General features: G+C 38.9%; 11 protein-coding genes and 1 pseudogene. 4 read left to right on the top strand and 8 right to left on the bottom strand.

Annotation, left to right across the window (positions count from 1 at the left end; translation table 11 throughout):
* Nucleotide 1: 1 nt before the first annotated feature.
* The 7 genes and pseudogenes from M998_RS17180 to M998_RS17215 form a co-directional block, all read right to left on the bottom strand.
* Nucleotides 2-427, bottom strand: a complete 426-nt coding sequence (locus M998_RS17180) for an antirestriction protein (protein WP_068910011.1) — start codon at nt 425-427, stop codon at nt 2-4.
* A 91-nt stretch (nt 428-518) separates the two neighbouring features.
* Nucleotides 519-859, bottom strand: a pseudogene (locus M998_RS19590) (GTPase family protein); the annotation flags it as partial.
* Nucleotides 860-1,310: 451 nt separating this feature from the next.
* On the bottom strand, nt 1,311-1,784 hold the full coding sequence (locus M998_RS17190; protein ID WP_068910015.1) for a YfjT/YkfB family phage-associated protein: 474 nt from the start codon (nt 1,782-1,784) through the stop codon (nt 1,311-1,313).
* 73 nt (nt 1,785-1,857) lie between these two features.
* Nucleotides 1,858-2,487, bottom strand: a complete 630-nt coding sequence (locus M998_RS17195) for a hypothetical protein (protein ID WP_068910017.1) — start codon at nt 2,485-2,487, stop codon at nt 1,858-1,860.
* Between the two features lie 111 nt (nt 2,488-2,598).
* Nucleotides 2,599-3,924: a DUF3944 domain-containing protein gene (locus M998_RS19845; protein ID WP_232007542.1), complete on the bottom strand. Its 1,326-nt coding sequence runs from the start codon at nt 3,922-3,924 to the stop codon at nt 2,599-2,601.
* A 567-nt stretch (nt 3,925-4,491) separates the two neighbouring features.
* Nucleotides 4,492-5,646 (bottom strand): hypothetical protein, encoded by a 1,155-nt coding sequence (locus M998_RS17210; RefSeq protein ID WP_232007544.1) that lies wholly within the window; start codon nt 5,644-5,646, stop codon nt 4,492-4,494.
* Nucleotides 5,647-5,878: 232 nt separating this feature from the next.
* Nucleotides 5,879-6,112, bottom strand: coding sequence for a helix-turn-helix transcriptional regulator (locus M998_RS17215; protein ID WP_068910019.1), 234 nt, complete (start codon nt 6,110-6,112; stop codon nt 5,879-5,881).
* Between the two features lie 142 nt (nt 6,113-6,254).
* Here M998_RS17215 and M998_RS17220 point away from each other — a divergent pair, with 142 nt between their 5' ends.
* From M998_RS17220 to M998_RS17235, 4 genes are all read left to right on the top strand, one after another.
* Nucleotides 6,255-7,001 (top strand): hypothetical protein, encoded by a 747-nt coding sequence (locus M998_RS17220; protein WP_068910020.1) that lies wholly within the window; start codon nt 6,255-6,257, stop codon nt 6,999-7,001.
* Nucleotides 7,002-7,526: 525 nt separating this feature from the next.
* Nucleotides 7,527-10,241 carry a DNA methyltransferase gene (locus M998_RS17225; protein ID WP_068910181.1) on the top strand — a complete coding sequence of 905 codons (2,715 nt, stop codon included), beginning with the start codon at nt 7,527-7,529 and terminating at the stop codon, nt 10,239-10,241.
* A 3-nt stretch (nt 10,242-10,244) separates the two neighbouring features.
* Nucleotides 10,245-12,188: a DEAD/DEAH box helicase gene (locus tag M998_RS17230; RefSeq protein WP_068910022.1), complete on the top strand. Its 1,944-nt coding sequence runs from the start codon at nt 10,245-10,247 to the stop codon at nt 12,186-12,188.
* Nucleotides 12,189-13,349: a GIY-YIG nuclease family protein gene (locus M998_RS17235; RefSeq protein ID WP_068910024.1), complete on the top strand. Its 1,161-nt coding sequence runs from the start codon at nt 12,189-12,191 to the stop codon at nt 13,347-13,349.
* A gap of 207 nt (nt 13,350-13,556) precedes the next feature.
* On the opposite strand, the gene M998_RS17240 is transcribed toward M998_RS17235, so the two are convergent.
* Nucleotides 13,557-14,330 carry an LEM-3-like GIY-YIG domain-containing protein gene (locus M998_RS17240; protein ID WP_068910025.1) on the bottom strand — a complete coding sequence of 258 codons (774 nt, stop codon included), beginning with the start codon at nt 14,328-14,330 and terminating at the stop codon, nt 13,557-13,559.
* Nucleotides 14,331-14,491: the final 161 nt, after the last annotated feature.

The following is a 14,491-nucleotide window of genomic DNA, read 5'->3' on the forward strand; positions in this document are numbered from 1 at the left end:
ATTAATCAATTAAGTGGAAAATGGCATTGGATTCGGGATGTTGTGAAGCATAGTCACGCAGCTGATAAAAGCGGTCGCACATCACTTCGCTTTCCGTTTGGAATGACCAGATGCTGTACAGGATCAGACACACCGCAATCCCTGCAGCCTCTTGGCTCACGGTGGCTTCGTTGCCGTTGTGCATGTTGAATAGGGTTAAGATGTCTGCGTTGATATCGGGGTAGATAAAGGCACCGCCATTGCTGAGTGTGCCATATTCCCAGTAACCGCCATGATATTCATCACAAAACTGGCCCATCGTGGTGAAGATCACCACTTCAAAGGTGGTCCAGCCTTTCACACCACCAAAATGGTTGAGCCAAAAATCAAGGCGTTGTTCATCAGGGACTAATTCCATTGTGATAGCGGATTCAGTTGTGTTATTCATAAGTTGATACTCCAATAAAAAGAAATAAAAAAGCGCCAATCCCGTTAAGGACTGGCGCTTGATGTCATCAATGTTTTGTTAATTTAAGAAGCTAAAAGAAAAAACTCCACAGGGATTTAGCAACGGATACGATGCTATTTTTGACAGTACTGACCGTATGTTTTATCAGTGGGGGAAATGGAATGATATCGACTATGGTATTGATGATATCACTGATAAGTTGTTCAAAATCATTAAGTAAAAGGATTTCTACAGAGATGGTTCTATAAGTTGAGTGTAGCTGCCTAGCGATGCTACTACTGACTTCTGCGGGTAATACCTGCATGAGTTGGTCTGTGAATTCAGTAGTTGATAGTCTTCTATCGCAGATGCGACCATCACAGAATGATGTGACTTAAATGTGGTAATCACTGCTTGTATTTTTATATCAAGTTAGTACTTATTTAGGGATGGCTGGTGGTACTCCTTATCCGGGGAAAAATATCCCGAGAACCTCATCAGTGGCTTCAATGACTTTCAGGGGACAGGAGCAGCGATTCAGCTCGTTTGTTGTAACAGCACTTAATGGCATCAGACACTGTCAAGGATCCGCAGAATACAAGTCATTAAAGCCGTTATCAACTCGGTAAAAAACACCGTAACTGCTTCTCTGGCTATATTGATATAATCGTCATCATAGCCAGCGTGGCGAAAGTGAATTTCAATAAACTGCTGTGCTTGACGGGCTCCGTACCCGTTAAGAACCTTGCCTAAGGCAGTGATAAGCATTTTCAAAAAGGACATAGTGAAACCTCAGAGCTACCAGTAGTAGCCTACAATAAAAAAGGTAGGGGAATGTGAGCACATCCGTTTCAGACAAAACGGATGTTGTGAGGTGCTGATATTAATCCTCAGTGAGGGTTGTACAAACTGACATATCAGCGAGTACCTTATGAATATTGCTGGCGGAGGGTGTGAAACGGGCTACTTTTTTGTTGTTAATCCAGACTTCAAACGGTGTTGCTTTTCTAACAGCATCAATGAATGATATCCATGCATTATCCCCATTACGCCAGCCTAAAGACGGGGGAATACCATACTGTTCATCGCCGGTAACCAGCGTGATCTGGGTATTTTCGTCATGTGAACTCAGTATTCTTCCATCCGGCAATGTGACTAGTACACTGTGTTGTAACACCTGAGTATCATCGGGATTACTGGTACAGCTGATATTCAACTGAGTATCCTGTGAATCGGTGATGATATACTCAAATACACCCATGCCGTAGCCGGAACCCCAGATGTTGGGTACGGCATAAGCGGTGGGGACAGCACTCAGCAGCGTAGCTGTGAGTGCAAGATATGATAATATTTTCATGGTCTTTCCTTAATTATTACCTATAATTTAAATAGTTAATGACAGTATTTATATTCAGAGCCTCACTCCTGATTTATCGTGCGCGAAACATAGACAGAATATCGATAGAATAAAAATTATTTAATGATAACTCTCCCTGCTGAGCTGCATACACTCTTGTTATAGGGCGTAATAATTTATCTCCAATATGATTAATTACCCGGCTCACCTCTGGCGTATTACTGACTTCAGTCACCACCTGTCCCTTTGACTGATAGAGAGTATATTCTACCGTACCCGTGACTTGCCTAGTGTTTGCCATATCAATAGCGGTTTTATTCACATTCGCGATAAAACTTTTATTATTCTCGTAGCTGGGTTCTTTCATCGCCCTTTGGTTAATATCATCAATCCGCTGTTTTAAATTGTTATTTTCATCATCGGATAGCATGGCTGTGAGATGCACTTTGCAAGTTAACGATTTCACATTCGGATTGCTATCAATAGCGATAGGGTTATCCCAAGTTATCTTCACCGCATGACTCGTTAAACCAGACTGACCGTATGGGTGGAATGTTCTGAAGTCGACTTTATTTAAAGCGTTACTGACAATAACCTCGTTAACTGATTTTAGTACCTCTTCGTTTTCACACGAAAAATTATCTCCACATCCCGTTAGGGTAGATACGACGAGAAGAAATATCGCTGATTTAAACATTTTCATTTAATAATCCTTGATCAGAATAAATTGATTTTTTTGAGGAGCAGGGTGATCAGATATTTCATTTCTTCTTTTTAAAGAGACTTTGAATATACCTGCAGAGTGATAATGAATTTATTTATGAATAATCCCGCTGATGTAATCAAAATGAGGAAGAGCACGCATAAATCTCGGGTCCTGCAGGATACGATCAATATGCCTGTTCCGTGCAAAATTGCTGGTGGTCATCACCACATCGGTAATTGCAGAGAGGGTAAAAACTTGAATACGATCCTTTGATACCGCCGCCAGATACCACTCTCCGTCGTGGCAGATGAGTCTGTAAGGTGCGATTGATGACTGAAGATGTTTCCGATGCAGGAAACGTATAAGGCGGTTACGGATGATGGCCTGAACAATGACCTGAAAACCACCAAATAATTCAGGAGCCTGCCGTGGCGGATCATTCCAGATAATACAAGGTGAGTCCTGACGGTTATCGAGTAGTACTGAAAGCAGTTTAGGATCCAGAACCGGAAAATAATGTGCCACGCTGGTTATCTGGGCAAAGCGTAGAATATCACTATTGGTTCGGAAAGGTCCTCGTGCATCACGGAGACTAACGTGACCGTCGATATATTCAGTGTCGAGATAACGTAGACGCTCACGCAGGTCGCGCTGCACCGTGCGGCCAGAAACGCCAAACTCTTGTGCCAGTTGACTAATGTTGAGTGATTCCCCCATAAAGAGGCGGCTGACAAGTATAGCAAGACGTATGGCTAACCGGTCATAGCGGTGTTCCTGTTTAGGCATGATAAGTGCTCCCTGCAGAAAATAGCCGGACCAGCCAGCGGTCGGCAAAAAGTGGATTAACGGGAAATATGTCACTGATAGAGTGAGGTCACGATAATGCAGACCAGTATGGTGATTCGGTAAGCCGAGCCAGAAATGTTGAAAATCATTTATGCTGAAAAAAGAGGTTCGTAACGCTGTCTGTACTACCATGATGATAAGCTGAGGTGTTGGGTTGGTCAGATCAGGTTGCATATTGCGGGAAAAGGCAGCCAGCTCTTCTTGGGTCATCTGATCCAAGTTCTTCTCTAGTAGCTTCATTAACAGAGTGAGTTCAATGGCTTCGGTGGAACTTTTTACGTTGTAGTTCACCTTGAGCTTGTCGTATTCCTTTTCAAGGATTTCCCTGTAAGCCACTCCTTGCCACAGACGGGCTAAACTCATCAAGATATTCGCGCCATAGCACTGAATCTCAGCAGCTATCTGTTGCCAATAGCACCGATGTTCAGCTTTTAGTAAATGGTACTCAATGGTGCAGGTCAAGCTCTCAGCTCTATGGGTATCACTGTCACGGGGGGCTGTGGTAAGAATGAAAACCAGCGATTGAAGTTCTTCATTGCTGCATTGGCCCAGTAGATGTAAATCAGGAGCGTGGCGGTAAACAGCCATTGCTTGCCCTCAGTCAGTATGGTGGAAAGACCATACTGTAAGGGAGTGTGTTGCGCAGATATGTCACTGAAAATGGCTAATATATGTTCTATTCTGAGGAGTATGGACAAGGTGTGTCTGAGAATATAGAAGAATTAACAGATAATTTTTAGCGTATATGGATGTTAAAAATATAATTCATGAGTTATTTTATTTATCAGTTAGTACTTATTCATAGTAGTAATATATATTTGAAATTTTTATGGTTATACATAAATTATAATTTTTTAATTTTAATTATTAGTAATGATTAATTTTTGGTTTGTTTTTACTCGACTGATTTTAATATTACTCCATATCTTGCGATGTTGGCTTTTATTCAATTAGGACTGTTCTGTATTTTAGTTAGCAAGAAAGATGGCATTGCAATATGCTTTGCCATCTCTGTAAATTTTTTAATTTAGACCTTTTTGAGTTAAGATAAAGTCGGATATTTCCATCTTGCAGTTTAAATAAAGCCGGTAAAGTCGAATGTAAGTTATCAATAGCAAAGTATTACTTGTAGATATTTGCTTAAAACTCTTCTTACTATGGGATGACTAAAAAACCATGCTTGTCAAGTGGTGGCTCTGAAAAAAAAGAGTTATAAAATATATTACATGCTTCCTGATCATGTAAATCCAGATTGAAATAATTGGTCATATATTGATCTAGTATATTTTGATAATAAGCGTAATTTAAACTCTTTTTATCTTCTGCCTGACATATAATGTCTTTTCGTAGACCGGAAAATATATCAATAAAATGGTCTTTATCTCCATTTAACATGGCGTGAAAAGAAGCAACAGCAAATAACTCATTTGCAGGACCAGCGGATATATATGAACATATTTCAATATGATTAATTGAGTCTCTAAACTGTTCAAGACCTAGGCGCCATGTTTCTTCCTTTAATAGCTTTAGCAATGGTGGATTAGTATATATATTAGTACCAAATAACCTATACGATACCTCGGCGGAAGCAAAAGTTACCTGTTTAGCCGGAAATAGAGCTTCTTGTACTTCAATCTTTCCATATTGCTCTATAAGTGCCTTTAAAAGCGTGGATTTGACAGGAGTAGATGGTCTTGCCGCCTTAATACCACTAAGCTTTTCACTAAAATTATCAGTAGGTACAGAGTCTTTCATCTTTCTGTTAATCAACGCTGGGGCAATAATTATATTTCTTACTGTATTGCTCCCACCTTTGGAATTAGGATAAATATGACATAGCTCTAACTCAAACCAAGGAATAAGACGTTTTATAGGAACACGATACGAGTCAGTAACTCTGTGTCCATTTATTGTATTATATGCCTTCTGGTGAGTTGCTTTACGCTGGTATAACCGAATAAGGTTAGTAATATCATCCGGACTGTTAATACTCCCCAACCCTAGAGGATTATTTTTGAGCGTAGACTCTACATTAAGCCAGTAAGAATGTTTGACTAGATTAACAATGCCATTATCATCTATCAATCGTCTAGCTTTATTACGATGCTCATTACAGCAGTAGCGATGATTACGGGTATTAGATAGACTGTTACCACAAGGTGGATATTGACATGTTAATCCCCGCTTAATTGCTCGCCTATCCGCATTGAACAATCTACGTTGATAATGGTCAGAGCATAAACGTAATTCACGCTCAGCAGGTAGCTGACCTACTAAGGATTTACAGTTATTTCGTTTACAAATAGCCATGCTGAACTCTTATTAAAATAGTTTATATTATCTGATGAAGTAAGTGTTTTTATAAATATCAATGAGCATAAACATATTAATTAATAGACTAATGTCATTCACTCCAATTAATAAGATACATCTGTCTCAAATGAAGTAGAAATACACTAGCAAACCAATAATTAATTTCATTGAATTAAATTTCTTATTCATCAAATTTTATTTGCTAAGTTGGTGGTATGTAATTCGATATTTACGTCGGTTCGGCAATAGCAGATGCTGATGCTAAATGGCGTTTCAACAACCATTCATCCAGTTCAGATTCAAGCCAACCGACAGACTGTATACCCAGACGATATTGTTTGGGAAATGTACAGTCATAGCGTGGTGACTTTGGATTGAGCCAGTCATAGATGGTTGAACGGGCGATACCAAGTTTGTCCGCGACTGCATTCATACGTAAGATTTTTATGGTTTGTGTCGTCATATACGTTTGTTCCTGTTAGGTCCTGTATGGATAGGACTACAAGGTACAGGGAGAACTTACAAGGTGAAATATGTGAAGGCATGTATTAAAATACATTTACTATATGTATATTCACTTTCTAATAAAACTATTAGGTAACAATATGATGAATGAAATCTATGAACGTATAAAAAGTGAATTTGATTCATTTATTACTAGATTAGATACAAGAGGAATTCGCACGATAGAGATACTTGATGAGAGGGTAGTCCAGCAAATGGAGTGGATACGTCTAAATTATGATGATCTAAACCAGGCCAGAGAATACGTGAAAGATAAATATAGTGATATTTATCATAGTGTTAACTTACGCATAAACTACGATATAAACGGCTATTTGTATTGGGCACGTCTTAACTTTTACTGGGGAGAACATGAGTGGGGTCAAGGAGAGCAGACTGAGGGAATATGGTTTATGGTACAGGCTACAAGAGCTCTTGCTTTATGGCAGGGGTATCTTGATGGATTGGATCGTCGTGAGCATGAGGAGTCGGTACAGCAACGACGGAAAAGTAGTGGATCTAAAGGTGGTTTTAAACGTGCGGGACGTTATCAGCCCGTGAAAGAGGAACTTATAAGGTTGCTCAAAGAAGAAAAGCCTGAAACGGGTTGGAAAACAAAGCGTGACGCTGTTGATGCTATAGAACCCAAGCTGTGGCGTTTTATTGATGGCTCTTATAGAAAGGCATTTAACAAAGAAAATATACAGCGCCGTAAGGCCTTTGAACTAGAAAGAAAGCCTTTCAGCATGGTCAGAGAAAGTTTAGATCGTACTATGCTGGACTGGTCAAGGAATGATGAAGCAATCAAAAATGCATTTCAACAGGTTGTTGTCAGGAGAGGTAAATAACCTGAGCTGCGAATAAGAATTGAACTAAATGCCCAAGTCACGATCAGATTGTTTGACGAGAACATTCATAATCGTAAGGATTTGGGCAATGGTTAATTTAGAAAAAATCTACACTGATGTCGATACTTTTGAGTCTGTAATTTTAATTAGTGATTATGCTGATAATATAATATAATATAATATAAATTAATTTAATTTAAATTATATTATCTTCTTCTTTTATGGTCTATTTTAGCTCTATATTTTTCTTTATATGTTTATCTATCCCGTAATCACTATTATCTTAACTCTTATTATGATGGGCTTATTTGTCTAGGATAAATACTAATGAAGTAACATTAGCTATCGAAACTTGAAATAAGTCAGGTTTGATCTAACGTTTTTATGAAATTTGACTATATTTCCCGTCTAGTACCTGTATGAATAATTTTTCATACTATCAAAATCAGGGTTAACTAATAGATTGAATTAACTATTCATATTACAATGAATTTAATATCATTTTGGTCATGTGGTCATGAAAATATGAATAGCGTACAAATAGAAGAAAATGTAAAAAATTTGGTGAAACAAGTATTAAGCCAAGAAATATCAAAAGATGATTTTGTTTACGAATTTCTGCTTGCTTATGGGCATCGTAAGTCAGTAATCAGCCGCGTTAAGTCTGGAGAGCGCAACCTAGCTAAGAATGCTGGTGAAGTGATCTTAAAGCGTCACTTGTATTTCAAACCATGCGTCTCAAATTTGTTCTCTGAAATAGATACCCTCAAAAATAGCAAAATAGTTGCTACCAATAAGATTCGTTTTGTTGTTGTCACGGATTTCTCTCAGCTCATTGCTATTGATATAAAGACTCAAGACACGCTTGATGTTGAGCTTGGTCAACTAGCGAAGCACTTCGATTTCTTCTTACCTTGGGCGGGTATGGAGAAAATGGTCTATCATGGTGAAAACCCCGCGGATGTTAAAGCTGCTGAGAAGATGGCAGATTTCTTTGACTATATAAAATCGATCAATTATTCAGCGAATGCTACAAAAGAGCAGTTGCATGAGGTGGTTTTATTTCTTAACCGTTTACTCTTCTGTTTATTCGCTGAAGATACGAAGATTTTCAAGCATGAGCCATATCAATTTACTAATGTAATTACACGTACAAACGTTGATGGTAGCGATGTTCATTTAGCTTTGAAAAGGTTATTTGAGGTATTGAATACTCCGGCAGAAAGCCGCCCAGATTTACCTGATTACTTAAGTAAATTCCCATACGTAAATGGCGGGTTATTTAAAAAAGAAATAGCCATTCCTACGTTCGATTTCAAAGCTAGGAAAATGTTACTTGATGCAGGTGAGTTGGACTGGTCTGATATCAATCCAGATATCTTCGGTTCTATGATTCAAGGTGTTGCCGAACCAGAAACTCGTAGCAAAATGGGAATGCACTACACATCGGTATCAAACATCATGAAAGTGATTGAGCCGCTGTTCTTGAATGATCTTTACGAAGAGTTTGATAAGTGTAATGACAACCTAAACAAACTAAAGAAACTTCAGGTACGCCTAAGCCGCATTAAGTTCTTTGACCCCGCTTGTGGCTCTGGCAACTTCTTGATCATTACTTACAAAGAAATTCGTTTATTAGAAATAGAAATATTAAAGCGTATCAGTGAACTAGAAAAACAGTTAACGAATTCATCTATTGGACAAAATTATACCGTTGATGTTTTTGGTGAAAGTTTATCAGCAATCCACTTAGATCAATTCTATGGTATCGAGTTTGACGACTTTGCTCATGAGATGGCGATTCTCTCTCTTTGGCTAGTCGAACATCAGATGAACATGGTGTTTGAGACCGAGTTTGGTTATACGGCACCAACGCTCCCATTGAAGCAAAGTGGTCGAATTTTTGCGGGGAATGCAGCGAGAATTGATTGGGATTTGGTATGCCCGATAGCAGATGATGAAGTATATGTGTTGGGAAATCCTCCTTATTTAGGCGCTCGAAATCAGGACAAACAGCAAAAATCGGATGTTTATACCTGTTATAATGGTGCGAAAGAGCATAAGGATGCTGATTATATTAGCTGCTGGTTTATTAAGGCGTCAAAGTACATCTCTCAATCAAATGGTAAGTTTGCGTTCGTTTCTACTAACTCTGTGTGTCAAGGAGATCATGTCTCTATATTATGGCCACTGATCTTCAATAATGAGCAAGAAATATTTTTTGCCTATGAGTCTTTTAAATGGACTAATAATGCCAAATCTAATGCAGGAGTTACTTGTGTTATTATTGGGATTAGAAATATTTCTCGTGAAAAGAAAAGCTTATACAGCGCAAAAGAGTTTCGAGAAGTTAATAACATTAATGGCTATCTTACATCGTCAAGTAATGTATTGGTATCAAAGCGAACTGATGGCCTTACACGTAGACCCAAAATGGTAATGGGGAGCCAAGCGAGGGATGGCGGAAATCTTATATTATCTGTAGAGGAGAAAGATGAAATTGTTTCTTTATATCCTGAGTCAGAGGTATTGTTTAAAAAACTTGTTGGATCGGATGAGTTTATTAAAGGTAATGTTCGATGGTGCTTATGGATTGAAGATAATCAAAAAGAACTAGCTGAATTAATACCACCTATTAATTTACGAATTAAGAATACTTTTGAATTTCGGTTAGCATCTAAAGCAAAAACTACAAATGGTTATGCAAGTATACCTCATAAATTCGCGCAGAGAGCACATAAAAATGGATCTGCATTACTTATTCCTGCGGTTTCATCGGAACGGAGAGATTATATACCTCTTGGGTTTGTAGATGATAGTGTTGTTATATCCAATCGAGCTTTTGTTATTTATGAGGCACCTATTTACCTTTTTGGTCTTTTAACTTCCAAAATACATGTTGCTTGGATAAAAGCTGTGTCTGGAAGGTTGGAGACGAGAATTAATTATTCATCAGGGATATCTTACAACACATTTCCTATTCCAGAATTAAGTTCTGTACAAAAAGAAAAAATAGAAGAACTTGTTTTATCTGTACTAGAGGTTCGTGAAGAATTTCCAGAACGAACCATTGCCGAACTATATGATCCAGAAACGATGCCAAAGTTATTGCTTGATGCTCACCGGTCATTAGATCTTTATGTAGATAAATGTTATAGAAAACAAGGGTTTTTAAATGAGGACGATGCTCTAAACTTTCTGTTTAGTCTTTATGAATCAACTTTGGCGCTAGGGAGGTAAGAAATGCCTGATTTAGTCCACGTAACCTACGCCCAAACAGGCGAAAGTACCAACACCAATGATAGGGGGATGCGAGCCATGCAGGCTCGTGCTTTTGAGCAGCGAGCCAGTCAATATCTGCTGATTAAAGCACCTCCTGCTTCTGGTAAATCTCGTGCCCTAATGTTCATTGGCTTGGATAAGCTTCACAACCAAGGCATCGATAAGGTAATTGTTGCCGTTCCTGAACGTTCTATCGGTGGCTCTTTTGGGTACACTCAGCTAACTAAATTCGGTTTCTTTGCGGATTGGAACATCAATCCGCATTACAACCTTTGTACATCTGCCAGCAATCAAAGCAAAGTTAAAACCTTTAAAGAGTTTTTAGATAGTGATGAGCGCATTTTAATCTGTACTCACGCTACCTTACGCTTTGCATACCAAGAATTAGAAGACTCAACTTTTGACAATACCTTATTGGCAATCGATGAGTTCCATCATGTTTCTGCTGATGGTGACAACGTGTTGGGTGATGTGTTGCGTGCACTTATCGAGAACAGCACCGCACATATCGTTGCGATGACGGGTTCTTACTTTCGTGGGGATAGTGTATCTATCCTGACCCCAGAAGATGAGATGAAGTTTGATAAGGTTTCTTTTAACTATTACGAGCAACTGAACGGCTACCAGTATCTCAAGTCTTTGGGGATTGGCTACCACTTCTACAAGGGGCATTACCTCACTGCACTAGAAGAGGTGTTGGATACTGATAAGAAAACAATTGTTCATATCCCTAATGTAAACTCTGCTGAATCAGGTAAAGACGACAAGTATGAACAAGTTGCAGCTATCTTAGACATTATTGGTGAGCACCAATTCACTGATCCTGATACTGGTGTTATTCATATCAAGCGTAAGGAAGATGGCAAAATCATCAAAGTTGCCGATCTCGTATGGGATGAAAAAGACAGAGAAAAAACCCAAGCGTTTTTACGTGACATTGAGCATGAAGATGACATCGATATCATTATTGCGCTAGGCATGGCTAAAGAAGGATTTGACTGGAGTTTTTGTGAGCATGCTTTGACAATTGGGTATCGCAACTCTTTGACTGAAGTTGTACAGATTATTGGTCGTTGTACTCGTGATAGCCACAATAAGACTCACGCTCAGTTTACCAACTTGATTGCGGAACCTGATGCTTCAAGTGATCAAGTTAACTATGCCGTGAACAACATGCTCAAGGCAATCACATGTTCTCTCCTTATGGAGCAAGTGCTAGCACCAAACTTTAAATTTAAAGCAAAAGATCCAGCAGATAAGGATCCAACACCGCCAGGAGTGATCAGTATTGGTGGTTTAAAAGAGCCAAGCACTAAGCGTACTAAGCAAATAATCGAAACAGACCTTGATGATTTGAAAGCTTCTATTTTGCAGGATGATAACATAGTGAAAGCTTCAGCAGCAGGTCACGATCCTGAAGTCATAAATAAGGTGTTGATTCCTAAGCTTATTGAGAAAAAATATCCAGACCTTTCTAAAGATGAGATTGAGGAAATTCGTCAACGAGTGGTTGTGGACTCAGCAATCTCAACTTCTGAAATTAAAGAAGAGGGGGGCAAGAAGTTTGTTCGTATGGCTGGGAAGTTCATAAATATTGATGAGCTACATATTGACCTTATCGACCAAGTAAACCCGTTCCAGAAAGCATTTGAGATTCTATCGAAAGCGGTAAACACAGACACACTTAAGTTGATTCAAGACTCTATTGAATCGACTCGTATGCAAATGTCTAAAGAAGAAGCTATCGCTCTGTGGCCGAAAGTTCAAGAATTTGTAAAAGAGCACAATCGACACCCAGATCTTAACTCTCGTAATGGTCGTGAGCGAGAATTAGCTCAATGTGTTATCTATCTGCGCCGTGTGGCTCAAGAACAGGCAGCACAAGCTCAAAAAGAGGCAATGTAGATGGAAGATTGGCTGAAAGATATCCTTGCTTCAGATACGCTGGGCTTATTAAAAACAAAACCTAAATCATTGGTACCAACCGCCGACGACCACTTACTAACTAAATTTAAACAGATTAATGAATTTTTTGATAAGCATGGGAGAGAGCCTCAAGCGAATCGTGGCAATCCGATTGAGCTGATGCGTAACAAAAGCCTTGAGTCTATCCGTAGTAATGAACAGTATTGCCGTGCACTAGAACAGTACGATATTCATGGACTTCTACCACGGTTTGAAGAATCCAAACCAGACTCTATTGAAGCGATACTTGCTGATGACATGTTAGGGATATTGGATTTGCCTGATGGCAGCATCTTCAATCTAAAACACGTTAAGAAGACCTTAGAAATGCCTCGTCATGTTGCCAAGCGTAAGAAGTGTGCCAACTTTCATGACTATGAACCTCTGTTTCAACAGTGTCATGCTGATCTTAAAACAGGCGAAAAAGAAGCGGTTCAATTCACTGGTGAGCAGCAAATTCAAAAGGGTATGTTCTTCATTCTTCATGGCATCACTTGCTATGTTTCTGACATGGAAGAAAGACAGAAGAAGAATGGCAAGGTAAATGCTCGATTACATCTGGTTTTTGAAAACGGCACGGAATCAGACATGTTACTGCGCTCGCTAGCTACTGAGCTATACAAGGATGAAACGGGACGTCGTATATTAGATAAAAATGATAAAGCTTTAGATGCATTGCTAAACATCACGAATGATGATCAAAAGTCTGGTTATATCTATATCCTAAAGTCCTTAAGCAGTGAACCTGAGATCAGCGGTGTGAATAATCTATACAAGATTGGTTATTCAACCACACCTGTAAAACAACGTCTTGCTAATGCAGAGAATGAACCAACTTATTTAATGGCACCAGTTCAGCTAGTATCTGAGTTTGAGTGTTACAATATGAAAACACATAAGTTTGAAGGATTGCTACATACATTTTTTGGGCATTCCTGTTTGGATGTGAAAGTAGCAGATCATAAAGGGATCTCTCATATCCCAAGAGAATGGTTTATTGCACCTTTAAAGTGCATCAAGCAGGCTATACAAATGCTTATCACTGGTGACATTATTAACTATTGCTATGATGCTGTAACACAAGAGATAGTTGAGAGGTAGGCTGTTTGTTGAAGGGAGGGACTTGTCACTCCTCCCTATTATTATCAGAATAATAACTATTCATACTGCCGTGTGGTTTGTTTTATGCCTATATAAGCGATGTATTAACAATTATAATTAATGTAGGTCTATAAGCTTATTGTATGAGCGTTAATCTTTGTATCTTTCCATCTTCCTCTATCTACTTAAACTTTGTTTATTTAGCAATTAAAAAATAGAAGAATATCTTACAGGTGACATAGCACCTTTTTTTCTCAAATCATCAGGAATTTTTTTGCCGAGATAAAGTTGTGTTATTTCAGGTGGTGCCGCTTTTCCTCGGAACCCAAAACGGGATTTTTGAGTAGATTCAAACTCGTCGTCTGCATTCCAGGAAAGCATCTCTGGAAAATTCTCACGGGTAGATATGAGCCACTCATCAGCCACATACACCCCCCTTACGATTCCTCTAACTGTAGCCAGTATAACTTCAGCTTTACGGGCACGCTCAACATTGACACGCCAGCTAAAACGTACGGCATCATAGAGGTCTACATCCTTTGAACTTCTGTTCACAGATATCATGAGAACTTTATGTTGGAACACGACTGTTTCAGGTTGGTATGTTGCGATTAACTCTTTTATGTGTGCAGCTCCATATTCATTACTGCCAGCACCGTTCGTGATGTTAGTTAAACCGGGATAGGCGTCTATAAGTGCGGCTTCAACCTCGTAAGCGGTCTTTTCATCAGACATGCCGTGTCGGTGAATTACATGGATAACCTCAAGACCAGCTAATCTTATCTCTCGAAGTTGTTTAAGTTTGTTGCTAAGTAATTCATCATCGTCAGCCGCGGCGACCTCTCCTCGCATATGAGCAAATACACGATTTCCTTTTCCTTTTCCCACGTAGAAGGTACTTCCATCCCGAGGATCAATTAGGCGGTATACATACCAGCCAAGATGTTCTATTATTCCCGGTGGAAACTCATTAATATCCATGTCATAACTCCTTATTACTTGATTTATGAGGCATAAGCAAAACATAGTAATGCCGATTAACACTTAATAGTACTCATTAATCTTCTTTGATTGGTATAGTGAAGAAAAAGCAACTTCGGATCTTGGCACAAAGCTGACATTTGGACGATGTATAGTTCTGT

The organism is Providencia heimbachae ATCC 35613, from assembly GCF_001655055.1.
GTDB classification, from domain to species: Bacteria; Pseudomonadota; Gammaproteobacteria; order Enterobacterales; family Enterobacteriaceae; genus Providencia; species Providencia heimbachae.

Coding starts and splice junctions, on each gene's coding strand:
- M998_RS17180 (WP_068910011.1), bottom strand. CDS start 427: ATGAATAACACAACTGAATCCGCTATCACAATGGAATTAGTCCCTGAT.
- M998_RS17190 (WP_068910015.1), bottom strand. CDS start 1,784: ATGAAAATATTATCATATCTTGCACTCACAGCTACGCTGCTGAGTGCT.
- M998_RS17195 (WP_068910017.1), bottom strand. CDS start 2,487: ATGAAAATGTTTAAATCAGCGATATTTCTTCTCGTCGTATCTACCCTA.
- M998_RS19845 (WP_232007542.1), bottom strand. CDS start 3,924: ATGGCTGTTTACCGCCACGCTCCTGATTTACATCTACTGGGCCAATGC.
- M998_RS17210 (WP_232007544.1), bottom strand. CDS start 5,646: ATGGCTATTTGTAAACGAAATAACTGTAAATCCTTAGTAGGTCAGCTA.
- M998_RS17215 (WP_068910019.1), bottom strand. CDS start 6,112: ATGACGACACAAACCATAAAAATCTTACGTATGAATGCAGTCGCGGAC.
- M998_RS17220 (WP_068910020.1), top strand. CDS start 6,255: ATGATGAATGAAATCTATGAACGTATAAAAAGTGAATTTGATTCATTT.
- M998_RS17225 (WP_068910181.1), top strand. CDS start 7,527: ATGAATAGCGTACAAATAGAAGAAAATGTAAAAAATTTGGTGAAACAA.
- M998_RS17230 (WP_068910022.1), top strand. CDS start 10,245: ATGCCTGATTTAGTCCACGTAACCTACGCCCAAACAGGCGAAAGTACC.
- M998_RS17235 (WP_068910024.1), top strand. CDS start 12,189: ATGGAAGATTGGCTGAAAGATATCCTTGCTTCAGATACGCTGGGCTTA.
- M998_RS17240 (WP_068910025.1), bottom strand. CDS start 14,330: ATGGATATTAATGAGTTTCCACCGGGAATAATAGAACATCTTGGCTGG.